This is a genomic window from Stenotrophomonas sp. STEN225, from assembly GCF_056756445.1.
Genome location: NZ_JBRRBV010000003.1, coordinates 43191 through 69148, shown reverse-complemented (window position 1 = coordinate 69148; position 25958 = coordinate 43191). Strand labels below are relative to the sequence as shown.

The following is a 25958-nucleotide window of genomic DNA, read 5'->3' as shown; positions in this document are numbered from 1 at the left end:
CCCCGGATGATCGCCGCAGTGTAGCGCCGCCTTACAGCAGCGGCGAGGCCAGGCGCGCGAAGGCCTCGGGCAGGCGTTGCAGCCACAGCGAGCGGGCCGCCGCCTGGTCGTGCACGCGGGTAGCGCGCTCGAACTCGGCCTCCAGCAGGCCCGCCAGGGCGGCCACCCGCTCGCGGTCGCTGATCATCATCGACAGTTCGAAGTTCAGGCGGAAGCTGCGATGGTCGAAGTTGGCACTGCCGACGATGCAGACATCGTCGTCGGCGATGAAGGCCTTGGTGTGCAGCATGCGGGGGCCGTACTCGTAGATCTTCACCCCGGCGTGCAGCAGCTCGTCGAAGTAGGACCGTGCGGCCTGGGTCACGAACCAGGAATCGCTCATCTTCGGCACCAGCAGCCGCACGTCCAGTCCCCCCAGCGCGGCCGAGGTCAGCGCCATCCGCGCGGCTTCGCCCGGCACGAAGTAGGGCGTGACCAGCCACACGCGCTCCTGCGCTTCCTGGATGGCCGCCACGTGGAGCCGGTGGATGGTCTCCCAGCCCGAGTCCGGGCCGGACACCAGCACCTGTGCGTTGATCGAGCCTTCGCCGCGGAGCGGCATGTCCGCCGGCCACATCCGCGCGATGTCGAAATGCGAGTGGTCCTGACCGCTGGCGTAGAGCCAGTCCTCGGCAAACACCAGTTGCAGGCTGCGGACCACGTGACCGCGGATGCGCATGTGCAGGTCGCGATAGGCGTTGGCGTTGCGGCTCTCATCCTCGTCATCGGTGATGTTGATGCCGCCGGTGAACGCGAGGCGGCCATCGACGATCACCAGCTTGCGGTGGGTGCGCAGGTTCAGCCACGGTCGCTTGAAGGGCTTCAGCAGCTGGCGGGGATGGAACCAGACCGCTTCACCGCCGGCGTCGAGCAGCGGCTGCAGGAAGCGTCGCGGCACCGCGGACGAGCCCACTGCATCGAGCAGCAGCCGCACCTGCACGCCGGCGCGGGCACGTTCGACCAGGGCATCACGCAGTGTGGTTCCGGCATGGTCGGGATTGAAGATGTAGTACTCCAGATGCACGTGGTCACGCGCCTGCGTCACCGCTTCCAGCAGCGCGGCATAGGTCGCCGCGCCATCGACCAGCCAGGTCACTTCGGTGGCACTGCTCGGCGCCAGTCCGGTGGTGGCCTGGGCGATCTTGGCCAGCTCGGTGCAATCGGCATCGGGCGGGCAGACGTCGCTGTAATGCTCCATCCCCGATCGCGCGCGGCCACGACGCAGGCGCTGCCGCTTCACCTTCTGCGGACCGAGCAGGTAATAGATGAAAAGGCCGAGGTAGGGCAGCAGGGCCAGCGACAGGATCCAGCTCAGCGTGGCTACCGGTTCGCGCTTCTGCAGCATGATCCAGCCCGCCAGCGCGAGCAGGTACAGCAGGTAGGCCACGGCCAGGATCGAACCCAGGTGGGCAATGCCATCAAGCCAGTGGCGGAGGGAGTCGAAGAGGGCGAGCATGCGCCGATCATAGCGGGCGCGTGAAGTCAGAGGGGGGTCAGATCCCTTTTCCGCAGGGAAAGGGATCTGACCCCGTCGGGCTTCGCAGGCACAAAAAAAGACGCCCCTGTCTCCAGGGGCGTCTGCAGTCGCGTCATGACTGTTGTGTTGCGGTATTGCGTTTACTGCTGTACGAAGCCGATCTTCTTCATCTGAGCATTCTTCGCGGCAGCCAGAACCTTGGCCATCACGTCGTACTCGGAATCCGGGCTTGCATCGATCCGCAGTTCCGGCTGGTTGGTCGGGTCACGCTGGACCTCCTGTTCCATCCGCTGCTGCAGCTCGCTGGTGCTGATCGGGCTGTTGTTCCACGAGACCTGGTTGCTGGCGTCGATCTTCAGTTCGATCGGCGGCGGCGGTTCGACCAGCTGCGGCGGTGGGTTGAGCACGCGCTGCGGCAGGTCCACGGCGATCGGGTAGGTCATGATCGGCGCGGTCACGATGAAGATGATCAGCAGCACCAGCATCACGTCCACGAGGGGCGTGACGTTGATGTCGGCCATGGGGCCCTTGCCACCACCACTACTGAATGCCATGGCTTATTGCCCCTTTTCTTTGGTCGCGACGAAGCCGACGTCCAGCATGCCCTGCTCCTGCGCGACCTTGGTCAGGTCGTTGATGACGCGCATCTTGGTGGTGCGGTCACCACGCAGGTTCAGCGGCGGCTGCGGGGTCTGCTGGGCGGCGGTCGCCAAGCGCGACTCGAGCGTCTGCTTGGTGATTTCTTCGTCGTTCCAGTAGATCGAGCCGTCTTCCTTGACTGCCAGGGTGATCGGACCGGAGCGCTTTTCGGCGTCATCCGGATTCTGGATCAGGTTGGCTTCCGGCAGATCCACCTTGACCTTGTGGGACATCAGGGGCGCCGTGATGATGAAGATGATCAGCAGCACCAGCATCACGTCCACGAGGGGCGTAACGTTGATGTCGGCCATGGGGCCGCCGCTGTTACCACTACTGAAAGCCATAACGGGCTCCGTCTAGATCTTGATGACTACTTGCTTCGTCGCGGGTGGAAGCGCGCCGCAATCAGCGGACGCGCGAACCGGTGGCGAAGAAGTCGTGCAGGTCGTGCGCGAAGGTATCGAACTTGCTGATGGTCGCGCTGTTGATCTTGCTGAAGAAGTTGAAGGCGAACACGGCCGGGATCGCGACGAACAGACCGATCGCGGTCATGATCAGCGCTTCACCCACCGGGCCGGCAACGGCGTCGATCGAAGCGGAGCCGGTGGCACCGATCTTGATCAGCGCGCCGTAGATGCCCCACACGGTACCCAGCAGACCGACGAACGGTGCGGTCGCGCCGACGGTGGCCAGCAGGGTCATGCCCGACTGCAGCTTGTTGCTTTCGCGGGTGACGGCCTGACGCAGGGCGCGGTCGACGAATTCCGAACGGCTCAGGTTCTCACCCAGGCCACCGGTACCGCCGCCTTCAGCGCGCTGGTGGTGGGCAGCTGCCTGGGCAGCGTCCAGGGCGATCTTCGAGAACGGCTCCGAAGCCGGCTGCTCTTCCATCGCACGGATGGCGTCCTGCGCGTTCGGGGTGTCCCAGAACAGGCTGACGACGCGATCGGCAGCGCTCTTCAGGCGGGTGGCGCGGAAGATGTTGATGACGGTCCAGTACCAGGACATGGCCGACATGATCACCAGGGTCAGCAGCACGACCCAGGAAACAGCGAAATCACCCGGCTTGGTGGTCATTTCGTGGATCAGGTGCTCGAAGCCCATCTGCGACAGGGCGTTGGACGGATTGCCCCCGGCAGCAGCGGCGATGAAAATTTCCTGCAGCATGACGCTTACCTTTGTTGTGTGTGGTGATAAAGGGTGTAGCTAAGCTAAACAATCGAACCGGAGCGGGGGTGGCCCGAAGCCACCCGAACGCATCAGTTCAGCGCAAAGTTGACCGGGACGCGAACGCGACCTGCCGTCTTCTTACCGCCAGATTCAGCGGCGTTGAAGCGCCACTTGCGTGCTGCTTCCATCGCAGCACGGTCCAGGTCGCGGTTACGGCTGGACTTTTCCACCGTGACATTGGTGACGTTGCCGCTGGCATCGACATCAATGATCAGGATCACTTCACCCTGGATACCTGCGCGGAATGCTGCCGGCGGATAACGCGGGGGATTCATCGCCTTGGACGAGATGTCCACGCTGGCCTCGATCGACGCCGGCGGGCTTGGCGGCGACGGCGGGGTCGGCGGAGTGACGATATCGTTCGGACGCGGTTCCGGCACGTCCACGACCGGCGCCTGCGGCGGCGGCGGGACCGGCGACGGCTTCGGCGGCGACAGATTCTTCACCGGCGGCGGCGGAGTATCTGTCGGCGGCGGCGGCGGCGGCGGCGGGGGCGGCGGCGGCGGTGCGTCGACGATGGTCACCATCACATTGCGTTCCTTCTCCGCAGCGGCCTTGGGAGCCACGGCAGGGATCAGAAGCATCATGAAGGCGGCCAGATGCAGGGCGATTACAAACGCGATGCCGACGATGCGAGGCCAGCTCAGCCCCTTGTCATCGGGTTGTTCGTACCGGTGAACGACTAGTTGTTCCGTCATGCGCCAAGAGCTCAATAGTGGGGCCGGGATGCCGGGGGCGGAATCCCTGATCAGCGGTGCATGACACCGCAGGAACCTCCAAGCTTATACCAATCCTGAGCGCCTGCGCATCAACTGAGCAGGCGTTCAGGCGTTATTCCTACTTACTTCAGGTTGATGATTTTCTTGGCATCAGCCTGGTTCTTCACGCCCTTCGCCAGCGCCTGCTGGGCGGCCTGCTTGGCCTCGGGGACGCGACCTTCGGCATGCAGGACGCGTGCCAGGTTCAGGTAGGTCTCACCGTCCTTGGACAGCGGGGCGGCCTTCTGCCACGCATCGATCGCCTGCGGCACCTGGTCGGAGTAGTAGTAGGACTGGGCCAGCGCCAGGTAGACCTGGTAATCCGGCTTCAGGATGCCCTTCTGCAACCCTTCGTTGATGACCGCGATGACGTCCTTTTCCTTGTTCTCGGTGTTGGCATAGATCGAGTACAGCTGCTTGTACTCGCGCTCTTCGGTGAGCTGGCCGCTGCTGCGCAGCTTGTCCATCACCGCGGCGGCCTTGGGCATCTGGTCGGCCTGCATGTACATGTTGGCCAGATTCAGCTGCGCCTTCTTGTCGTTCGGGTTCTTCGCCGCCAGGGCCTCGGCGGCCTGCACGGCTTCACCGGTCTGGCCGGCCTCGGACAGGGCCGCCATCAGCAGCTGGTTCCAGCTGTCCTTCGGCTCGGTGGAGCCGGCGATGGCCTGCTTCAACACCGGGATCGCTTCCTGATAGCGCTCCAGCTGGTACAGCGCCTGGCCCTTGGCGATCAGCTCGTCCGGCTTGGTCGACTTGCTCTCGGCGAAGTACTTGTCCAGGGTAGCCAGGCCTTCGGCGGTCTGGTCTTCCTGCAGCTGCAGCTGGCCCAGCATCAGCATCGACTGGAAGTGGCCGTTGTTGTCCAGGCCGTTGAACTGCAGCACCTGCTTCAGGTAGGCGATGGCGGCGGCGACATCGTCGGTCTGGTAGGCGGCCTGCGAAGCCAGCTGCGCGGCCAGCGACTTGTCGTACTCGTTCGCGGCGCTGTCAGCCAGGATCGCGTCGGCCTGGGTGCGGGTCTCCGGGAACTTTTCCTTGTTGTAGCTGTCTACCAGTTTCTGCAGCTTGCCACCCATCTTGGCCGAGGACTTGGCCGCCGGCTCCTGGCGGGTCGCATTGGGGTACAGCGGTTCGGCCTTGGCCTGCTTGCTGCTGCCGCCGCGGTTGCCACGGTCGGAGGAACGCGAGGACTGCGCGAGCGCATCGGTGACCACGGCGCCGGTCAGGGCGGTCGCGACGAGGACGGAAAGCACAGCTTTGTGTTTACGGAAAATCATCGTTCACCTCGATCGAACCGCCGGATAGCGGCAAAGTCGGACTGTCAGAAAAATCTGAGCCGCCAAACGTATCAGAAACAGATGGCGTGAGAAATCGTTTTATGTGCTGCAATACAGCATGAAACTGCGCACTCATCCGCACTTTGGTCGCAGTCCGGCCGCCTGCGCCTGCTGGTAGACCGGCATCAGGGCAGGGGAATCACGTCGCAGCTCCTGGATCCGGTTGGCCGGATCGGGGTGGGTGGACAGCCATTGCGGGCTGCGTCCGCCGCTGGCGGCCATCATGTTCTGCCACAGGTCCACCGCCTGCGCCGGGTTGAAACCGGCCTGCGCCATCAGCCGCTGGCCGATCACGTCCGCCTCGCTTTCCTGGGTCCGCGAGCCCGGCAGCAGGAACGCCGTCTGTGCCCCCATGCCGCCAAGCTGGTTGACCGTGCTGGCCGCGCCTTCGCCATAGGCAGCGCCGGCCAGTGCGCCGAGTACCGCCAGGCCGGTCTGCGCGCCCATCTGCCGGGTGATGCGCTCCTCGTGGTGACGGGCGATGACATGGCCGATCTCGTGGCCGATGACGGCCGCCAGCTGGTCCTGGTTCCTGGCTACGGTGAAGATGCCGGTGTTCACGCCCACCTTGCCGCCAGGCAGGGCGAAAGCGTTGGGTTCCTTGTCGACGAACACGGCGGTTTCCCAGCGTACGCCACGGTATTGTGGAGGCAGCTGGGCGACCAGCGCGTTGACCACGCACTGCACGTAGCCGTTCTGCCGGCCGTCCGTGCTGATCTTTTCCTTCTGCTTCGTCTCGGCGAACGCCTGCGCGCCGAGCTGGTCAAGCTGTGCCTGCGAGACGCCACCGATCATCTGCCGCCGTCCGGTCGGCGATGTGGTGGTCGCGCAGGCGCTGACCAGGGTGGTGATGACAAGGGCCAGCAGCAGTTGTTTCATGGGTCCACCCCCGTGTTCATGAGCGCAGTGTGTATCGTCGCTGCTTAATCTTTCGTCAAGCGGACAGCCGTTACGTCGCGCCGAAGAACACCAGCGCCACCAGTGCCACGGCATTGTTCAGGGCATGTGCGGCGATGGCCGCCCACAGCGTTCCGGTACGGCGGTACAGCCAGCAGAATGCAGCGCCCATGCCGCCGTAGACCAGCCAGAGCTGGGCGATCTCGGCCGGGCCGTTGGCGCTGGTGCCGGGAATTTCATGGATCAGGGCGAAGGCAAGGCTGCTCAGTATCATGCCCAGCCAGGGGCGACCGGCCTGCCACAAGCGCCCGAACAGGACGCGCCGGAACAGCAGTTCCTCGTAGGCCGGCGCCAGCACCACCGCGAACAGCATCAGGAACAGCGGAAAGCGCGCGACCGCGTTCTGCATCAGTTCCACGTTGGTCGGCACCGGTTCGATGCCGAACTGCCGGGACAGGAAGGCGATGCCGTTGCTGCCCACTACGATCAACGTGGCCACCAGCAGCGTCCAGCCCCAGGTGGAGGGGCGGCGCAGCGCGTCACGCGATGCCTGGCGTTCGGCCGCATTGGCCGGTCGTCGCCAGAAATACAGCAGCAGGGCGGCGCCGCCGGTAGCGAACAGCGCCATCAGGATCTGCGCCAGGGCACCCGGCTGGCCCAGTGCTTCGGTCAGGGTGCCGGGATCAGGTGCGGCGCCGTTGGCCTTCGCGTTTGCGTAGCCGACCATCATCCCGCGGTACAGGCCCCAGAACAGGCCACTGATCAGGCTCAGGCCGAACAGGGTGACGGCGGCGATGCCCAGATCGATGAAGAATCCCGCCAGCGGCGAAGCGGCGCGGGGGGCGGCGGTCGCCGGCGGAACCGGCGGCGGTGCGGAAACCGGAGCGGAAGCGGACATCAGATACCTGCGATCAAGGGGCAAGGGCCGGCGCGCCTCCCCGCGCACCGGCCACGTCCCGATTGTGTCAGATATCCAGGTTGGCGACCTTCAGTGCGTTGTCTTCGATGAAGTCGCGACGCGGCTCGACGACATCGCCCATCAGGGTGCTGAAGATCTGATCGGCGGCCACGGCGTCTTCGATGCGTACCTGCAGCAGGCGGCGGGTATCCGGATTCACGGTGGTATCCCACAGCTGTTCCGGATTCATTTCACCCAGGCCCTTGAAGCGCTGGATCTGGCGACCGCGCTTGGCTTCATCCAGCAACCAGTTCTGCGCCTTGACGAACGAATCGACCTCGATCGACTTGGCACCGCGGGTGATGGTCGCCCCCTCGCGTACCAGGCCATGCAGCAGCTTGGCTGCCTGGTGGATCGCGCGCAGTTCGCCGGTTTCCAGGGCCGAAAGCGGCAGCACCTGGATGTGCTCTTCGCCCATGTGACGTCGGGTCACCAGCACGGCCGCGGGGCGCTGCTCATTGGCCTCCTGCAGTTCCAGACTGAAACGCGGGCTGCCCAGGCTGCCCTGGTTCAGGCGCCTGGCCAGCGCGTCCAGGCCTTCGCCTTGGCCGGCATTGCGCAGGGTGTCCTGTTCCAGTGGCATGAAGTCGACCAGCGCTTCGAGCAGGTTGCGATCGTAGCGATGCGCATTGCGTTCGATCGCGTCCTGCGCGGAGGCGTAGGCCAGCAGCAGCTTCTCCAGGGCAACGCCCTCGATGCCGGGCTCGCCGGCGGCCGGCACCAGCGACGCGTTTTCCACCGCGCTGCTGGCCAGATAGCTGTCCAGCGCCGGATCATCCTTCAGGTACAGCTCCTGCTTGCCCTGCTTGATCTTGTACAGCGGCGGCAGGCCGATGTAGACGTAGCCGCGCTCGATCAGCTCCGGCATCTGACGGTAGAAGAACGTCAGCAGCAGCGTGCGGATATGGGCGCCGTCGACGTCGGCGTCGGTCATGATGATGATCTTGTGGTAGCGCAGCTTGTCCGGGTTGTACTCATCACGGCCGATGCCGGTACCGAGCGCGGTGATCAGCGTGCCGACCTGGTCGGACGACAGCATGCGGTCGAAGCGCGCACGTTCCACGTTGAGGATCTTGCCGCGCAGCGGCAGCACCGCCTGGTTCTTGCGGTTGCGACCCTGCTTGGCCGAACCACCTGCCGAGTCGCCCTCGACGATGAACAGCTCGGACAGCGCCGGATCCTTCTCCTGGCAGTCGGCCAGCTTGCCCGGCAGGCCGGCGATATCCAGCGCGCCCTTGCGGCGCGTCAGGTCACGGGCCTTGCGGGCCGCTTCGCGCGCGCGCGCGGCATCGACGATCTTGCCGGCAATCGCCTTCGCTTCGTTCGGGTTCTCCTGCAGGAACTCTTCCAGACGCTGGCCGAAGGCACTTTCCACGGCCGGACGCACGTCCGAGCTGACCAGCTTTTCCTTGGTCTGGCTGGAGAAGCTGGGATCGGGCACCTTCACCGACAGCACCGCGATCATGCCCTCTCGCATGTCATCGCCGGTCAGGTTGATCTTTGCCTGCTTGGCGATGCCGTTCTGCTCGATGTAGTTGTTGAGCACACGGGTCAACGCACCGCGGAAACCGGCCAGATGGGTGCCGCCGTCCTTCTGCGGAATATTGTTGGTGAAGCAGTACATCGTTTCCTGGTAGGAATCGGTCCACTGCAGCGCCACTTCCACGGTGATGCCGTTGGATTCGCCGCTGACCGCGATGACGTTCGGATGCAGCGGCGTCTTCAGCTGGGCCAGATGCTCGACGAAACTGCGGATGCCGCCTTCATAGTGGAAGTCGTCGCGGCGGCCATCGCCGCGTTCGTCCGCCAGCACGATCTTGACGCCGGAGTTCAGGAACGACAGTTCACGCAGGCGACGGGCCAGGATGTCGTAGTGGAATTCGACGTTGTCGTGGAACGCGACGGTCGACGGCCAGAAGCGCACGGTCGTGCCGCGCTTGGTGGTGCTTTCCAGCTTGGCCAGCGGGCTGACGGCAGCGCCGTTGCTGAATTCCTGCTGGTAATGGAAGCCGCCCTGGAATACGTCCACCAGCAGCTTCTGCGACAGCGCATTGACCACGCTGACACCCACACCATGCAGGCCGCCGGAAACCTTGTAGCTGTTGTCGTCGAACTTGCCACCGGCGTGCAGGACCGTCATCACCACTTCGGCTGCCGAGACTTCGCGGCCCAGCTTGGCGCTCATCTGCTCATGCTTGCCGACCGGAATACCACGACCGTTGTCGGAGACCGACACCGAACCGTCGGCGTGGATCGTCACCGCGACATGGTCAGCATGACCGGCCAGCGCCTCATCGATGGAGTTGTCGACCACCTCGAACACCATGTGGTGCAGGCCGGTACCGTCATGGACGTCGCCGATGTACATACCGGGACGCTTGCGGACAGCCTCCAGGCCTTCCAGGGCGGTGATGCTGTTGGCGTCGTAGTTGCCATTGTTTACCGGGGTGTTCTGTTCGTCGCTCATTGCGCTTGCCGTAGGCTCCGCAGGTCGGGCACCACAGGAAGCGGTGCGCCGAGAATGAAAGGATTGCAACCCGAATTATACCAGCCAGGGTCGAGCGGCCCTGTTGTACGCACTATGGCACAGCCACGATCTGTCCATGTTCCACGTGGAACCGGGTGATGTCAGTCAGCGCCTGCAGCGCGGCCGGCGTTTCGGTTGCCGTGACGAAGATCTGCGCCGGGCCGGCAAGCAGGCGCTCCAGCACCCGCGCCTGGTGGGTGCGATCCAGTTCGGAGGCCAGATCGTCCAGAGCAATGACCGGCCATTCCCCGCGCTGTTCCGCATAGTCTTCGGCCTGGGCCAGCAGACACGCCAAGGCCGTAAGTTTGGCCTGGCCGCGCGACAGCGCGTCCCGCCCTGGAATATGGCTGAAGTCCACGCTCCAGTCCGCCCGATGGGGCCCAACAGATGTATAGCCCGCCTGCCGGTCCCGCTCGCGTGCCAACAGCAGTGCATCGGCCAGCGGCAGTTCGTGGCGGCGCCATCCCGGACTGAGGTCCAGCGCCTGGATACCCAGCTGGGGGGCAAGACTGGCCGCCAGCGCGATGGTGCGCTCCTGCAGCCGCTCCAGATAACGCTGACGTCGGCTGGTCAACGGTTCGCCGGCCTCAGCCAGTTCGTGATCCCACGTATCGAGCATCCTCGCCGGCCCTCCCTGCTTGAGCAGGGCGTTGCGCTGCTTGAGCGCCCGTGAGTAGCGGCGCCACAGGGACAGAAAATCCGGTTCCACGTGGAACAATCCCCAATCCAGGAAACGCCGACGGGGCTCACCACCACCGCTGACCAGAGCATGGCTGCCCGGCTCGAACGTCACCACCGCCAGTGCAGCACATAGATTGCCAAGCTGGCTGACATCTTCACCATCCAGACGCCCCTTCCAGTGCTGTCCGCTATGGCGGAGACCGGCCTTGCGGCGGTGCGGCGATGACTGGCCGCGCTGTTCGTCCCATTCCACAAAGATGTCCAGCGCATCCTGGCCGTGGCGCACCAGGCCGTCGCGCACCCGACCACGGAAGCTGCGCCCGTAAGCCATCAGATGCAACGCCTCCAGCACACTGGTCTTGCCGGCCCCATTGTCGCCCGTCAGCAGATTCAATCCCGGTTGTGGCGACAGATCCACCACGGCGAAGCGGCGCAGATGGTGCAGGACGAGGCGACGGATCTGCATGGGGTGCGAAGGACCATCCGCACGAAGCGGTAGAGGGGCAGGGAGTCCATCAGCTTACTGCATCGGTCAAGTCCGCCGTTGGCGTCAGGCTATCGCCCTGCAGACCATGGCGCGGTTGCGAACGTGTCCTGACCGGCTTACGGACGACGGCCCGCAAAAAACCTGCCGCATTTCCTTGAAATCTGCGCACCAACACCCGTGGCGGTTCCACAGATTTCAAGAATTTCAAGCCAGCGGTTTCACGCTATGCACAGCGGCCCGGTATTACTTATACACAAGGTATGGGCAATCTGTGGATAAAAAAGCCGCTTTGGCCCTGCCTGAAATCTATCCACAGGTTCCCCCCCAGCCCCAGGCGCCGATATGCAGGGGGTTTCAGCACATTAAAAACCAATAAAATCAACGAGATGACCCTGTTCTCCACGAAATCTGGCTCTACCATCACCACCAGGCTTTAGATTTATACCCAGATTTAGAAGCTAGGAAGGGCGCACAGCGCCTGCAACGACGTCTGTGGATAGTCGCGTCAGCAAGAGGAGCAACTCCGCGGATCCAGGCAGGCAGAACAGCTATAGGGATCTGTCACACCGGGGACTGGCCCCTTGCAGCACGATGAAGAAACGGGATGCTCCACGTGGAACCCCCAAAAAAAAACGCCCGGAACGTCCCGGGCGTCTTCTGGTTCCACGTGGAACAGCGCAACTGTCAGAGACGCAGCGGCATCACCACATGGCGGGACTTCTCGCTGCTGGACTCACGCACCAGCGCCGACGAATTGGAGTCGCGCAGCTGGATGATGACCTCTTCGTCGCGCAATGCGGACAGGGCGTCCAGCAGGTAATTCACATTGAAGCCGATGGCCAGATCGCTGACGGTGGTATCGGCTTCGATCTCTTCCTGCGCCTCTTCCTGCTCCGGGTTATGCGCGCTGATCTTCAGGTTGCCCGGCGAAACTTCCACGCGGATGCCGCGGTACTTCTCGTTGGACAGGATGGCCGCACGCTGCAGCGAGGCGCGCAGTGCCTCACGGTCGACCTTTACCTCGCGGTCGGCACCAATCGGAATCACGGCTTCATAGTCCGGGAAACGACCGTCAATCAGCTTCGAGGTGAACGTGACATCGTCCCGCTTCACGCGCACGTGGCTGCGGCCTACCTCCAGCTCGATCTCCCGGTCGCCGCTCTCCAGAAGGCGCTGCAGCTCGGTCACGCCCTTGCGCGGCACGATGATCTGTCGCTTGGAGCCGCTGGGCTTGGCCAGATCCGTTTCACACAGGGCGAGGCGGTGTCCGTCGGTGGCCACCGTACGCAGCGCATCGCCACGCAGGTCGAACAGCAGGCCGTTGAGGTAGTAGCGCACGTCCTGCTGGGCCATCGCGAACGCAGTGCGTTCAATCAGCTCCTTCAGGGTCGCTTCGCCGATCGCCACGCGCTCGGTGGCTTCCACCTCGTCTACCGACGGGAAGTCGTTGGACGGCAGCGTTGCCAGGGTGAAGCGGCTGCGACCCGCCTGTACGGTGATCTTGTCACCGGTCTGCGAGACGGTGATCCGGCTGCCATCGGGCAGGGCGCGGATGATCTCGAACAGCTTGCGCGCCGGAATGGTGGTTTCGCCGTCCTGGGCATCTTCAACCGCGATCCGCGACACCATCTCCACTTCCAGGTCGGTACCGGTCAGCGAAAGCTGGCCGTTCTGCACCTGGACCAGGAAATTGGCCAGAACCGGAAGGGTCTGGCGGCGTTCGACCACGTTGACGACCTGTGCCAACGGCTTGAGAAAGGCTTCGCGCTGCAGTGTGAAACGCATGTGGTTCCGTGCCCCTATGCTTTAAAAAATGTGGAATAAATCAAAAGCTTGGTGGTGCTGGTAGAGACAGAATCGCTGGAAAACAACGTTAAGTCTTTGTAATAAAAAGGATTTCTGGCCTCGAAACCCTCTGTATTACCGCCCCCCAGAGGGTGGGGAAAGCTGTGGATAAATTCCGCGCGTTGTCAGGCGCCTTTTTTATCCACAACTCATCCCGCGCTTGCTACCGGATTCTGCACCGTTTTGTGCGATGACGCCTCATCGGCGTCCGTGCATCATTCGCTCAGCTTCCGGATCAGCTTGTCCCAGTCTTCGCGGAGCTTGCCGTCGGTTTCCATCAACGTCCGGATCTGACGGCAGGCATGCAGCACCGTGGTGTGATCGCGACCGGCGAATGCGTCGCCGATCTCGGGCAGGCTGTGCTCGGTCAACTCCTTGGTCAGGGCCATGGCGACCTGGCGCGGACGGGCCAGCGAGCGGGTGCGGCGCTTGGACAGCAGATCCTTGATCTGCAGTCCGTAGTAGTCGGCAACGGTTTTCTGGATGTTGGGAATGCTGATCGCCTGCTGCTGGGCGCGCAGCAGGTCACGCAGGGTTTCCTGCGCGAACTCGGTGGTGATCGCACGGCCGGTGAAGTTGGCGCGGGCGGTCAGAGTATTCAGCGCGCCCTCGAGGTCGCGCACATTGGAGCGCATCTTCTTGGCGATCAGGAACGCAACATCATCGGGAATCTCCGCACCGCGTTCGCGCGCCTTGGCCAGCACGATCGCCGCACGGGTCTCGAAGTCAGGCGGTTCGATTGCGACCGACAGTCCCCAGGCAAGCCGCGACTTGAGGCGCGCTTCCAGCCCTTCGACCTCGCGCGGGTACCGGTCACAGGTCAGGATGATCTGCTGCTTGCCGTCGAACAGGGCGTTGAAGGTGTGGAAGAACTCTTCCTGGGTGCGATCCTTGCCGGCGAAGAACTGGATGTCGTCGATCAGCAGCGCGTCGACCTGCTGGAACTGGCGCTTGAACTGATCCATGGTCTTTTCCTGCAAGGCCCGGATCATCGCGCTGAAGAACTGTTCCGAGCGCAGGTACAGCACCTTCGCACCCGGATTGGCCTGGCGCATGGCGTTGCCGGCGGCGAACATCAGGTGGGTCTTGCCCAGTCCGGTGCCTCCGTACAGCAGCAGCGGATTGTGTGCGCGATCGCCCGGTTTCTGCGCTGCCTGGAACGCAGCGGCGAGGCCGAGCTGGTTGCTGCGGCCTTCGACGAAGTTGGCGAAGGTGTAATGGCTGTCCAGATTGCCGGCGAACGGCACCTGGGGTTCGCTGGCTGCGTGCGCCGAATGCGTGGAAACCGGCGCGGTCTGCGCCTCTACCGGGCGCGGACGGGAGCCGATTTCAAGAAAAACGTCGCTGAAACCAGCGAAATGCGCCAGCAGCTCGCGGATGCGCGGCAGGTACAGCTCGCGCACCTGGTCGACGATGAAGGCATTCGGTGCATACAGCACCAGGCTGTCCACGCGCAGATCGGCCTGCAGCGGCTTCAACCAGGTGTGAACGTCTTCAGGCGGGAACTCCGCTTCGAGGCGTTCGAGACTACGGGACCAGGCATCCATCAGCAATAATCGTCCGATGGCCGGGGTGGGGGCGCGACAAGGCGCCCAAACACAGGCCGGAAAGGGGGGAAATGGATGGCTCAGACTACCACCGAGCGCCCGCCTTCGGAATGCTTGTCCCCTACTTATTCACAAAAACATCCACAGCTATTGCACAGGCCGGTGAATTCGCGTAGTCCCCAGGGCTTGACGCGGGGTGGGGTACCTCTCTAGAATTTCCGGTTCTTTCCGTCCCATTCATACGAGAGGCCCCAATGGCCACCAAGCGCACCTACCAGCCCAGCAACCTCAAGCGTAAGCGCGACCACGGCTTCCGTGCCCGTATGAAGACCGCTGACGGCCGCAAGATCCTGTCGCGTCGCCGCGCCAAGGGCCGCAAAGTCCTGAGCGCCTGATTGCCATGCCGCACATCGCGGCAGACGCAATCCCTTCGACAGTGAATACTGCAGACCCGCGCAAGCGATTCCCTCGCTCTGCGCGGGTTCGCACGCGTGCCGAATACTCAACGGTCTTCAACGGCGCCCGCCGTGTGTCCGATCCGCTGATGACCCTGCACTGGCTGCCGGCTGACCGGCCGGCCAGGCTGGGTCTGGCGGTTTCCCGCAAGGTCGATCCGAACGCCGTCGGGCGCAACCGGATCAAGCGCGTCCTGCGCGACATCCTGCGTCAGACACGAACCGATATCCAGCCAGGCGACTTTGTCGTCGTGGCCCGTAGTGCTGCGCGTCACGCCAGCAATGACGACATCCGCCAGGCCTTCCTGCGCCTGCTGCGCCGCCTGCGTGCATTGCCCGCGCCGGGCGTGGACGGCACAATGCCGCCGCCTGATGGCATCGCAACTCCCTCTTTGACCGAGCCGGCACCGCGTTCCGGCCCCGCCGAGCCTGTCCGCTGATGAACCAGACCCGCGTATTTCTCATTTTTGCCTGGCTGATGGTGGCCGTGCTGCTGTGGATGGAGTGGAGCCGCGAGCAGGCCGCTCCGACCCCTGCTCCGACGACCCGTTCGGCCCCGGCCGCGGCGCAGACCGTGCCGGGCGCCGCCGCAGGCAGCGTTCCCAGCGCCCAGGTGCCGGCGGCCCCGGGCCAGGCGCCCACGCAGGCCCAGGCCAGCGCGACCCCGGCCGCCCAGCGCGTGACCGTCACCACCGACGTCCTGCGCCTGGTACTGGACGGGGGCCGCGTGCTCGACGCCGAGCTGCTGCAGTTCCCGCAGACCAAGGATGAAGGCAGCCCGCCGGTCCGCCTGCTGACCGAAGATCCCGCGCATCCGTACAGCGCGATCAGCGGCTGGGCCAGCCAGGACAAGAACGCCCCGGTGCCCGGCGCCGACGGCTTCAAGCTGGTCGGTGACACCCGCGACTTCGTGCTGGCCAAGGGCCAGAACGAACTGCAGATCCCGTTCGTGTGGACCGCCGACAACGGCGTGACCATCAAGCGCACCCTCACCGTCTCGCGCAACGAGTACGCCGTGCGCTTCAAGGATGAAGTCAGCAATGCCGGCGCCACCACGTGGAACGGCTACGTCTACCGCACCCTGGATCGCACCCCGACCATCCTGTCGCGGAGCATGACCAACCCGGATTCCTTCAGCTTCAACGGTGCCACCTGGTACGACAACGACAAAAAGTACCAGCGTCGTGCGTTCAAGGATTACCTGGAGGACGGTGCGCTGAACCAGAACATCACCGGCGGCTGGCTGGCGATGCTGCAGCACCACTTCTTCACCGCGTGGATCCCGCAGAAGGACCAGGTCGCCCACTACGTGCTGTCGCAGGTGGACGGTCGTGACCTGATCGAAGCGCGCGGACCGGCCTTTACCCTGGCCCCGGGCCAGTCCACCAGCACCGAAGCGCGCCTGTGGGTCGGCCCCAAGCTGGTCAACCTGATCGCCAAGGAAGACGTGCCGGGCCTGGATCGCGTGGTCGACTACAGCCGTTTCTCGATGATGGCGGTGATCGGCCAGGGCCTGTTCTGGGTGCTCAACCAGGTGCACAAGCTGGTCGGCAACTGGGGCTGGGCGATCGTCGGCCTGGTGGTGCTGCTGAAGCTGGTGCTGTACCCGCTGTCGGCCGTGCAGTACAAGAGTGGCGCCAAGATGCGCCGCTTCCAGCCGCGCATCCAGCAGCTGAAGGAACGCTATGGCGATGACCGCCAGAAGTTCCAGACTGCGATGATGGAGCTGTACAAGAAGGAAAAGATCAATCCGATGGGCGGCTGCCTGCCGATCCTCATCCAGATGCCGATCTTCTTCGCCCTGTACTGGGTGCTGGTGGAGTCGGTCGAACTGCGCCAGGCGCCGTGGCTGGGCTGGATCCAGGACCTGACCGCGCGTGACCCGTACTTCATCCTGCCGGTGATCAACGTGGCGGTGATGTGGTTCACCCAGAAGCTCACGCCTGCGCCGGGCATGGACCCGATGCAGCAGAAGATGATGCAGTTCATGCCGCTGGTGTTCGGCGTCATGATGGCCTTCATGCCGTCCGGCCTGGTCCTGTACTGGGTGGTCAACGGCGGCCTGGGCCTGCTGCAGCAGTGGTGGATGACCAAGCGCCATGGCGGCGACCCGGTCCCGGCCACCGCCGCATCGGCTCCGGTCAAGAAGAAGTAATCGGTAGAGTCGGCCGCTGGCCGGCTGACCACAGCAGAAGCCCGCCGCAAGGCGGGCTTTTCGCATGCGGCGTTAGAATTCCCCGCACACCGTTCCTCCCACTTCCGAGTTGGCCATGCCACGTGCGTCGTCGTTCCGCCTGTTCCTTCCTTCGCTGCTGCTTACCCTGGCCGTTGCCGGCTGTGGTGACAAGGACGCGAAGGCACCGGCGACCACCGTCACCCAGCCCAGCGCGCAGGCGGCGGCGGCCGCCGATCCGGCCGCTGCGCCGTTACTGGCTGCGTTGCAGAGGCAGCTCGACGGCTACCGCCGGATCATCGTGTTGCTGGCCGACGAGGAACAGCAGTCGGCCGCCGATCGTGGTAGGTCCACACGCGTGGGCCAGCAGCTGTTCCACGATGGGCTGGAACAGCGCACGGCGATCGCCGCGCAGTTCGATACGCTGCTGCGTGGTTCCAGCTCCCAGCGTTTCGCCACTCTCGGCACCGTGCTGGACTACATCGAGTCGGCGCCGGAACTGTTCGACGCCGACCGCCTGGCCTTCCGCGAAGTGCTGCGCGATCTGCATGAGCGCATCGGCACCGACTCTTCGCTGCCGGCGGTGAAGCTGCACCAGCGCATCGGCGAGGATCTGGAAGCGCTCGATGAGATCGAGCGCAACTACAACCAGGAACTGACCCGCATCTTCAGCCGTTTCGAGCGCACCCGTGCCATCGGGCTCAAACGCGAGAAGTGGGAGGACTACATCGCCCACCTGCGCAAGGACTACAGTCGCGAAGCGATCCTGCGCGACTACGGGGTGATCGAGCCGTATCCGATGTCGATGAAGGACAGCGACCGCGAGATCTTCGGCCGCGACCTGCCGGCCAAGACCGTGGTGCTGACCTTCGACGATGGCCCGCATAAGGCCTATACCGATGAAGTGGTGGCCATCCTCAAACGCTACGACGTGCCGGGCGTGTTCTTCGAGGTCGGTCGCAACCTCGGCAAGGTGGAAGCCGATGGCAAGGTCAGTCTCGGCCCGATGGCGAAGATCAGCCGCCAGCTGATGGAAGACGGCTATGCGGTGGGCAACCACAGCCTGACCCATGCGCAGCTCTCGCGCACCACCGGTGAAGCGCTGCGCCAGCAGGTGCTGGACACCGATACGCTGTTGAAGGATGTGGACAGCAAGCGCGCGCCGCTGTTCCGCTTCCCGTACGGTGCGCGCAACGCCGAAGGCATGCAGCTGCTGAACGTGGCCGGACTGAAGTCGATCATGTGGAACATCGACTCGATGGACTGGGCCGATCCGGTGCCGGAATCGATCGTGCAGCGCGTGCTCGACCAGGTGAACAAGGAACAGCGCGGCATCATCCTGTTCCACGACATCCACGATCGCGCAGTGAAGGCGCTGCCGCAGATCCTCGACCGGCTGATTGCCGACGGTTACCAGTTTGCCGGCTGGAACGGCCGCGATTTCACCGTGGCGCGCGCGCGCAAGGGTGATGCCGGTGCCGCCACCGTCACCACCGGCTACGAGAAATCATGGGCGATCGTGGTCGGTATCGACAGCTACGCCAAGTGGCCGAAACTGGAATACGCCAGCCATGATGCGCAGGCGGTCGCCGACACTCTGACCGGGCAGTTCGGCTTCCCGTCCTCGCAGGTGATCGTGCTGAAGAACGAGCAGGCCACGCGCAACAACATCCTCGCCGCCTTCCACGACCGCCTGGCCGATGACCGCACCGGAAAGAACGACCGCGTGTTCGTGTTCTTCGCTGGCCACGGCGCCACCCGCCAGCTCGCCTCCGGACGCGACCTTGGCTACATCATCCCGGTCGATTCGGACCCGAAGGAGTTCGCCACCGACGCCATCGCGATGACCGACATCCAGAACATCGCCGAGAGCATGCAGGCCAAGCACGTGCTGTTCGTGATGGATGCCTGCTACAGCGGCCTGGGCCTGACCCGTAGTGGCCCCTCGTCGTCGTCGTTCCTGCGCGAGAACGCGCGTCGCAGCGCGCGGCAGATGTTGACCGCCGGCGGTGCCGACCAGCAGGTGGCCGACGCCGGCCCGAACGGGCACTCGGTGTTCACGTGGGTGCTGCTGCAGGCATTGGCCGGCAAGGGCGATCTCAACGGCGACGGCCTGATCACCGGTACCGAACTGGCCGCCTACGTGGCGCCGGCAGTATCGGCCGTTTCGCACCAGACGCCGGCCTTCGGCAGCCTGCCCGGTTCGCAGGGCGGCGAGTTCGTGTTCCAGGTTCCGGACAGCCAGGAATTCCTCAACGCCGATACGCGCCAGCTGACTGCCGATGCGATCGCACTGAACAACAAGGTCGAGGCCGCCAGTGAAGCCAAGGGCAGCCAGACGCCAGTGACCGTGGCCGACCTGCAGGGCGGCAGGGCCAAGCTGGTGGTGCCCAGCGCCGGCCCTGCGTCGGATCGCCAACGCGCGCAGCAAGCCAATGACCGAGGTCTGCAGCTGTACCGGGAAAAGCAGTACGACGAGGCGGTCGCGCAGTTCACCGAGGCGCTGAAGCTTCGCCCGGACTTCGCCCAGGCCGCGAACAACCTTGGCTTCGTCTACTACCGCCAGCAGCGCTACGCTGAAGCTGCGCGCTGGCTGGAGAACACGCTGAAGATCGACCCATCGCGCGCCGTGGCCTATCTGAATCTGGGCGATGCCTACTTCAACGCCGGCGACAAGGCCAAGGCGAAGCAGGCCTACATCACCTACCTGGCGCTGCAGCCGCAGGGCAGTGGTGCTGCACAGGCGCGCGCACAGCTGGAGAAACTCTGAGTGACGAACGACGCGACCCGCAACGACACCATTGTCGCCATCGCCAGCGCGCCAGGTGCAGGTGGCGTCGGCATCCTGCGCGTGTCCGGCCCGCGCGCCGCCGCCATCGCCAACGCACTGGGCGCAACCGGCCTGCGCCCACGTCACGCGCATTACGCACGTCTACGCGACGCCGACGGCGAGGTGATCGACGATGGCATCGTGCTGTGGTTCCCGGCACCGAACAGCTTCACCGGCGAAGAAGTGGTGGAACTGCAGGGCCATGGCAGCCCGGTGTTGCTGCAGCAACTGGTTGCACGCTGCATCGCGCTCGGCGCGCGGCAGGCGCGGCCCGGTGAGTTCAGCGAGCGCGCCTTCCTCAACGGCAAGCTCGATCTGGCTCAGGCCGAGGCCATCGCCGATCTGATCGCTGCGGGCGACAACCGCGCCGCGCGTGCTGCCCGTCGCTCGCTGGACGGGGTGTTCTCGCGGCGCATCGACGCCGTGGTCGAGCAGCTGGTGCTGCTGCGCGTGCATGTGGAAGCGGCCATCGATTTTGTAGATGAGCCGCTGGATACGCTGGGCGGCGCGCAGGTGCGCCGCGGGCTGGAACTGGCACGCAGCGACCTGGCCCTGCTGCGCCGCGATGCCGAGCGTGGCCGTCGCCTGCGCGATGGCCTGCACGCGGTGCTGATCGGCCCGCCCAACGCCGGCAAAAGTTCATTGCTCAATGCGCTTGCCGGCAGCGAACGCGCCATCGTCACCGACATCGCCGGCACCACGCGCGACACGCTGCGCGAGACCATCCGCCTGGATGGACTGGAGCTGACCCTGGTCGATACCGCCGGCCTGCGCGACGGTGGCGACGCCATCGAACGCGAAGGCATGCGCCGCGCGCGCGTGGAGATCGAACGCACCGACCTGGCGCTGATCGTGCTGGATGCGCGCGATCCGGCGGCGGGCGAGGCGGCCATCGGCGAAGCGGTGCGGGCTGTGCCGCACAAGGTCTACATCCACAACAAGTCGGATCTGCTGCAGGCCGGCCCAACCGTGGACGATCCGGACCGTGTGTTCGTTTCGGCCGCCACCGGTGCAGGACTCGGCGACCTCCACGCGCGCCTGCGCGCGATCGCGTCGGCAGGCGCGGGCGAACAGGTGGACGGCGAGTTCTCCGCGCGCACCCGCCACGTGGATGCAATCGAGCGTGCGCAGGAACATGCCCGTCGCGCTGATGACGAGCTGGCCCACGAACACCTGGAACTGGCAGCCGAAGAGCTGCGGCTCGCACATGACGCGCTGGGCGAGATCACCGGGCAGATGAGCGCCGATGACCTGCTGGGACGGATCTTCTCCAGCTTCTGCATCGGCAAGTAAGCCGGGGTCAGATTCCCGCAGGGGCTCTGACCCCGTTTGCCACATGGGGTGACAGCCGCTGCGGGGATCCGACCCCAGGTCCCCCACCTGTCACATTGCCGCCGCATACTGCCGCCCATCACCTACCGTTGGGGGACGTTGCAGTGAAGTCGTGGGGTTGTGCGTTGCTGTTGTCGCTGGCCGTGGCACCATCGGTGGCCATGAGTGCTGAATCCTCTCTCCCGGCTGCGGCCAGGGCGTCGGTCTATGGTCATCGCGGCGCCAGCGCGCTGCTGCCGGAACACACCCTGGCTGCGTATGCACAGGCCATCGCCGACGGAGCCGACTACATCGAACCGGACCTGGTGATGACCAGGGACGGGGTGATGGTGGCCCGCCATGAGAACGAGATCGGGGGCACCACCGATGTCGCCTCGCATCCCGAATTCGCCAGCCGCCGCACCCGCAAGGTCATCGACGGGCAGACGGTGGACGGATGGTTCACCGAAGACTTCACCCTGGCCGAGCTGAAGACGCTGTACGCGCGCGAACGCCTGCCCGACCTGCGCAGCACGGCCTACGACGGCCAGTTCCGCATCGCCAGTCTCGATGAAATCCTCGCGTTCCTGGTCCAGCAGGCCGGCCGCGCCAATCGCGGCATCGGGCTGGTGCCGGAGATCAAGCATCCGACCTACTTCCAGTCCATCGGTCTGCCGATGGAAGACAAACTGCTGGCCGCGCTGCGTGGCAATGCCTACACCAACGTCGGCCCGGTCACCATCCAGTCCTTCGAAACCGCCAACCTGCGTTACCTGCGCAGCAAGATCCCGCAGGACAGCAACATCCGCCTGCTGCAGCTGCTGTGGAAGGGCGATACCCAGCCGGCCGACGTCGCCAAGGCCGGGGGCACGCTGACCTATGCACAGATGATGACTCCAGCGGGCCTGAAGGACATCGCGGCCTATGCCGATGGCATCGGTCCTGAACTGCGCTCGATCATTCCGCTGGACGCCAACGGTGCGCTGGGAACGCCGACCGCGCTGGTGCGCGATGCGCACGCGGCCGGCCTGATGGTGATCCCGTATACCTTCCGCCCGGAGAATCAGTTCCAGCCCAGCAACCTGCGCAGGGGAGCGGACAACGCGCGCAACGCCGAAGGGTCGATCGCCGAGATGCGCGCCTATCTGGCCACCGGCATCGATGCGTTCTTCACCGATGACCCGGCGCTGGGCCGGCAGGCGGTGGATGGCACTGGCGCGGCGGGCAACGCGGCGAACTGACACGTCAACGCCGCCGGGCATGGCCCGGCGCTACCCGGGATGCCGGTGAACCGTAGCGCCGGGCCATGCCCGGGACCCATCCCACCTCAGCCGCGCGGTTCGTCCGGCCGCCGGAACGGGATGACCACGTAATCCTGCCCTTCGCGCGGCTGCCACAGGACCGGCACACGGTGTGGCGACGGCGGCTCCAGTTCATCGTCGGCCAGCGGTTCTGCGTTGTCTTCCTCGTCCTCCCAGCTGTAGCGCGGACGCGGTGGCAGCGGGTCAGCGGTGCGGAACAGCAGCGCTGCGATGATGCCGGCGAAGGCGCCGCCCATGTGCGATTGCCAGGACACGCCGTCGGCATGCGGCAGGATGGTCATCAGCATGCCACCGTAGAACAGCATGCCGATCAGGCCGGTGGCGATGGCGGCGCGGTCGCGGCGCAGCAGGCCGAGGCCGGCGAGCAGGAACATCAGGCCGTGGGTCACGCCGCTGGCACCCAGATGGATGCTGCCGGGATTGCCCAGCATCCATGCGCCCACACCCGATCCCAGCCAGAGCAGGGGCAGGGCGCGGACGGTGGCCTTGGGATAGACGCTTCCGGCCAGGGTGCCGAGGATCAGGATCGCGATGCTGTTGGCGGCGATGTGCTCGACCGAGGCATGCAGCAGCGGGGCGCCGAGCAGGCCGAGCAGGCCCTTGGCTTCCAGCGGCGCTACCGCCCAGGGGCGCCAGTCGAACGTGCCCTGCAGGGCGAACACGACCACCAGCACCAGCACGGCGGCCAGGCTGACATTGAACGCCCGCAGGATGCGGAGGCGGTCGTTGCGGGGGGCCGGCACGTCGCCGGCGGGCAGGGGCGCGTTGCTGTTCATACCTCAAGCAATGGCGGTGGCTGGCGCGAAACCAAGGCCACCGCTGCGGGAGAGTGGAAGCGGCCAGCGGGACAATCCCGCTGGCCATGTCTGCCAGCCGCGATCAGGCCTGGCCTTCGCCTTCCTTGGGCGGGTACTTCAGGCTCAGCACGACGGTGGCGGCAATGATCAGCGCGACCACGCCCAGCGAGACCGGGGTCGGGATCTTGAACAGGTCGATGATCATCATCTTGATGCCGATGAAACCCAGCACCAGTGCCAGGCCGTACGGCAGCAGGTGGAAGCGGTCGGCCATGCCGGCCAGCAGGAAGAACATCGCACGCAGGCCCAGTACCGCGAACACGTTGGAGGTCAGCACGATGAACGGATCGGTGGTGATCGCGAAGATCGCCGGGATGCTGTCCACCGCAAAGATCACGTCGGTGACGGCGATCAGGATCAGCACCGCGAACAACGGGGTGAACCAGCGCACGCCGTCGCGCTTCACGCTCAGGGCGTTGCCGGCGTACTCCGGCAGCAGGCGAAGGTGCTTGCGCATCCAGCGCAGGGCCGGGTTGCTCTCCAGGTCCGGCTCCTGTCCGGCGGCAAACCACATCTTCCAGCCGGTGAACAGCAGGAAGGCGCCGAACACGTAGAGCAGCCAATGGAACTGGCTGATCAGCACGCTGCCGGCGAAGATCATGATCGTACGCAGCACGATCGCGCCCAGGATGCCGATGATCAGCACCTTCTGGCGCTGTTCCTCCGGCACCGCGAAGTAGCTCATGATCATCAGGAAGACAAAGATGTTGTCCACCGCCAGCGCCTTCTCGACCAGGTAGCCGGTCAGGAACTCGAGACCGACCTTGTTGGCCACGACCTGGCCGGCCGTCTCATTCAGGTAGTACCAGAGGCCGGCGTTGAACAGCAGGGCCAGCGCGACCCAGCCGATGGACCACCACAGGGCCTCCTTGAAGGTGACCTTGTGCGGGCCACCATGGCGCATCAACACGAGGTCGACCAGCAGGGCGATGACCACCACCGCTGCGAAGCCGCCCCACAACCACATGTTACCGATCGTCTGCATTGGGAATGTCCGTTGGAAAGATGAATGCCAGGCCGGACGGCGAGGATCTGCAACGGAGGATCGGGAGGGGATCCAGGGACAGAGCTTCGCCAGTACGGCGAAGGTCTCGCTCGCAGTTCCAGTCGGCTGGAACTGCCGTTGCACCGGAGCCTGCGGGCTCGAAATGACGGCGACAACGTCTGGGAGCTACTCCCCTTCTGGCGCCGATTCTGCGGCCTGCCGCGTCCGCCGTCAAATGCCCGGGCACGGGGGTCGGATCCCCGCAGGGGCCCCGAGCCCATGTTCCCGCCAGAGAGGGGTCAGAGCCCCTGCGGGGATCTGACTCCCGGCGGCCGGTTTACAATAGGTGGATGAATACCCCCCTTCCCGTTGTCCGCCTCAAGAACGCGTGGCGCTCCAGCCACCCGTGGATCTTCCAGAAACTGGTCGAGAAGCCGACCGTCCGGCCCAAGCCCGGTTCCCTCGTCGACGTGGTCGGGGTGGACGGGGAATTCATCGGGCGCGGGTTCTACAACGGGCACTCGCGCATCGCCGTGCGCATTCTTGAAACCCATCAGGCCGTTGCGGTTGATGCCGGCTGGTTCTCGCGCAAGATCGCCCAGGCGGTGTCGCTGCGCCGTGACGTGCTGAAGCTGGACGCCGTGTCCGACGCCTGGCGCGTGGTGCACAGCGAGGGCGATGGCCTGTCCGGCCTGGTGGTCGATCGCTACGGCGACCTGGTGGTGGTCGAGTTCTTTGCCGCCGGCATGTTCCGCCACCGCGAGTGGATCTACGATGCGCTGCGTGAGCAGTTCCCCGGCTGCCGCTTCCACAGCTTCGCCGACGAGCACGTGCAGAAGCAGGAAAGCTTCGACTTCCACGGCAACACCACCACCGAAGCGTCGGTGATCACCGAGTACGGCATCAAGTTCCGCGCCGATCCTGCCGGCGCGCACAAGACCGGCTTCTTCGCCGACCAGCGCGAGAACCGGCAATGGCTGAGCCAGCAGGTGGAAGGCAAGAGCGTACTCGACCTGTGCTGCAACACCGGCGGCTTCGCGGTCTATGCAGCGGCACGCGGGGCCTCGGACGTGGTCGGCATCGACATCGATGAAGACGTCATCCAGATCGCCAAGGGCAATTCGCGCCTGAACAACGTGCGCCCGAAGTTCATCCAGTCCGACATCTTCCCGTGGCTGCGCGATGCCGCCAACCGCGGTGAGCAGTACGACGTGGTGATCCTGGATCCGGCCAAGATGACCCGCGACCGCGACCAGGTGATCAATGCGCTGAAGAAGTACTTGGACATGAACAAGCTGGCGCTGGGCGTGGTCAAGCCCGGTGGCCTGTTCGCCACCTTCTCCTGCACCGGCCTGGTGGCCGAGGACCAGTTCCTGGACATGCTGCGCCGTGCGGCCTATTTCTCCGGCCGCACCCTGCAGATCCTGAAGGTTGCCGGTGCCGGCGCGGATCATCCGTTCATGGCCCACGTGCAGGAATCGCGTTACCTGAAGGCGGTGTTCTGCCGCGTGGTTGATTGACCGCGTGGCGCTGTAGAGCCGAGCCCACGCTCGGCTGATCTGTCTGGCAGCCGAGCATGCGCTCGGCTCTACAAATTGGCCGG

At 65.0% G+C, this 25958-nt stretch carries 21 protein-coding genes; 7 read left to right on the top strand and 14 right to left on the bottom strand.

Translation table 11 applies throughout. The annotated features are described in order from the left end of the window. Positions 1-31 precede the first annotated feature (31 nt). The 12 genes from cls to dnaA form a co-directional block, all read right to left on the bottom strand. A complete protein-coding gene (gene cls / locus ACVOJ1_RS04295) occupies positions 32-1495 on the bottom strand; it encodes a cardiolipin synthase (RefSeq protein WP_346480056.1) in 1464 nt (487 codons plus the stop codon). A gap of 161 nt (positions 1496-1656) precedes the next feature. Next, a complete protein-coding gene (locus ACVOJ1_RS04290; RefSeq protein ID WP_053517211.1) occupies positions 1657-2070 on the bottom strand; it encodes an ExbD/TolR family protein in 414 nt (137 codons plus the stop codon). A 3-nt stretch (positions 2071-2073) separates the two neighbouring features. Next, a complete protein-coding gene (locus ACVOJ1_RS04285; RefSeq protein ID WP_053517212.1) occupies positions 2074-2499 on the bottom strand; it encodes an ExbD/TolR family protein in 426 nt (141 codons plus the stop codon). Between the two features lie 61 nt (positions 2500-2560). Beyond that, positions 2561-3322: a TonB-system energizer ExbB gene (exbB, locus tag ACVOJ1_RS04280; RefSeq protein WP_053517213.1), complete on the bottom strand. Its 762-nt coding sequence runs from the start codon at positions 3320-3322 to the stop codon at positions 2561-2563. Between the two features lie 92 nt (positions 3323-3414). After that, the gene (locus ACVOJ1_RS04275) at positions 3415-4083 is read right to left on the bottom strand and encodes an energy transducer TonB (RefSeq protein ID WP_053517215.1); all 669 of its coding nucleotides are present in this window, start codon (positions 4081-4083) and stop codon (positions 3415-3417) included. Between the two features lie 143 nt (positions 4084-4226). Further along, positions 4227-5420 (bottom strand): tetratricopeptide repeat protein, encoded by a 1194-nt coding sequence (locus ACVOJ1_RS04270; protein ID WP_053517216.1) that lies wholly within the window; start codon positions 5418-5420, stop codon positions 4227-4229. 132 nt (positions 5421-5552) lie between these two features. Then, a complete protein-coding gene (locus ACVOJ1_RS04265) occupies positions 5553-6359 on the bottom strand; it encodes a M48 family metallopeptidase (protein WP_053517217.1) in 807 nt (268 codons plus the stop codon). A gap of 70 nt (positions 6360-6429) precedes the next feature. After that, entirely contained in the window at positions 6430-7275 is an 846-nt protein-coding gene (locus tag ACVOJ1_RS04260) for a CPBP family intramembrane glutamic endopeptidase (RefSeq protein ID WP_053517218.1), read from the bottom strand. A gap of 67 nt (positions 7276-7342) precedes the next feature. Further along, entirely contained in the window at positions 7343-9802 is a 2460-nt protein-coding gene (gyrB, locus tag ACVOJ1_RS04255; protein ID WP_065182134.1) for a DNA topoisomerase (ATP-hydrolyzing) subunit B, read from the bottom strand. 112 nt (positions 9803-9914) lie between these two features. Then, a complete protein-coding gene (gene recF, locus ACVOJ1_RS04250; protein ID WP_346480055.1) occupies positions 9915-11009 on the bottom strand; it encodes a DNA replication/repair protein RecF in 1095 nt (364 codons plus the stop codon). Between the two features lie 705 nt (positions 11010-11714). Beyond that, the gene (dnaN, locus tag ACVOJ1_RS04245) at positions 11715-12815 is read right to left on the bottom strand and encodes a DNA polymerase III subunit beta (RefSeq protein ID WP_005411731.1); all 1101 of its coding nucleotides are present in this window, start codon (positions 12813-12815) and stop codon (positions 11715-11717) included. Between the two features lie 275 nt (positions 12816-13090). Continuing rightward, positions 13091-14422 (bottom strand): chromosomal replication initiator protein DnaA, encoded by a 1332-nt coding sequence (gene dnaA, locus ACVOJ1_RS04240; RefSeq protein ID WP_065174068.1) that lies wholly within the window; start codon positions 14420-14422, stop codon positions 13091-13093. A 254-nt stretch (positions 14423-14676) separates the two neighbouring features. Here dnaA and rpmH point away from each other — a divergent pair, with 254 nt between their 5' ends. From rpmH to ACVOJ1_RS04210, 6 genes are all read left to right on the top strand, one after another. Beyond that, positions 14677-14817 carry a 50S ribosomal protein L34 gene (gene rpmH / locus ACVOJ1_RS04235; RefSeq protein WP_005411729.1) on the top strand — a complete coding sequence of 47 codons (141 nt, stop codon included), beginning with the start codon at positions 14677-14679 and terminating at the stop codon, positions 14815-14817. Between the two features lie 5 nt (positions 14818-14822). Further along, the gene (gene rnpA, locus ACVOJ1_RS04230) at positions 14823-15317 is read left to right on the top strand and encodes a ribonuclease P protein component (protein WP_080375251.1); all 495 of its coding nucleotides are present in this window, start codon (positions 14823-14825) and stop codon (positions 15315-15317) included. Continuing rightward, complete coding sequence (yidC, locus tag ACVOJ1_RS04225) at positions 15317-17032, top strand: membrane protein insertase YidC (RefSeq protein WP_065174067.1); 1716 nt, start codon at positions 15317-15319, stop codon at positions 17030-17032. Before rnpA ends, yidC begins: the two co-directional genes overlap by 1 nt. A gap of 115 nt (positions 17033-17147) precedes the next feature. After that, positions 17148-19820 carry a polysaccharide deacetylase family protein gene (locus tag ACVOJ1_RS04220; RefSeq protein ID WP_346480054.1) on the top strand — a complete coding sequence of 891 codons (2673 nt, stop codon included), beginning with the start codon at positions 17148-17150 and terminating at the stop codon, positions 19818-19820. Further along, on the top strand, positions 19821-21173 hold the full coding sequence (mnmE, locus tag ACVOJ1_RS04215) for a tRNA uridine-5-carboxymethylaminomethyl(34) synthesis GTPase MnmE (RefSeq protein ID WP_346480053.1): 1353 nt from the start codon (positions 19821-19823) through the stop codon (positions 21171-21173). A gap of 143 nt (positions 21174-21316) precedes the next feature. Further along, positions 21317-22432, top strand: a complete 1116-nt coding sequence (locus ACVOJ1_RS04210) for a glycerophosphodiester phosphodiesterase (RefSeq protein WP_065182139.1) — start codon at positions 21317-21319, stop codon at positions 22430-22432. Positions 22433-22518: 86 nt separating this feature from the next. On the opposite strand, the gene ACVOJ1_RS04205 is transcribed toward ACVOJ1_RS04210, so the two are convergent. Continuing rightward, positions 22519-23289, bottom strand: a complete 771-nt coding sequence (locus tag ACVOJ1_RS04205) for a rhomboid family intramembrane serine protease (protein WP_111187097.1) — start codon at positions 23287-23289, stop codon at positions 22519-22521. A 103-nt stretch (positions 23290-23392) separates the two neighbouring features. Next, a complete protein-coding gene (locus ACVOJ1_RS04200; protein WP_053517229.1) occupies positions 23393-24355 on the bottom strand; it encodes a TerC family protein in 963 nt (320 codons plus the stop codon). 350 nt (positions 24356-24705) lie between these two features. On the opposite strand from ACVOJ1_RS04200, the gene ACVOJ1_RS04195 reads away from it, so the two are divergent. Next, entirely contained in the window at positions 24706-25875 is a 1170-nt protein-coding gene (locus ACVOJ1_RS04195; protein WP_053517230.1) for a class I SAM-dependent rRNA methyltransferase, read from the top strand. The last annotated feature ends 83 nt before the right edge of the window (positions 25876-25958 follow it).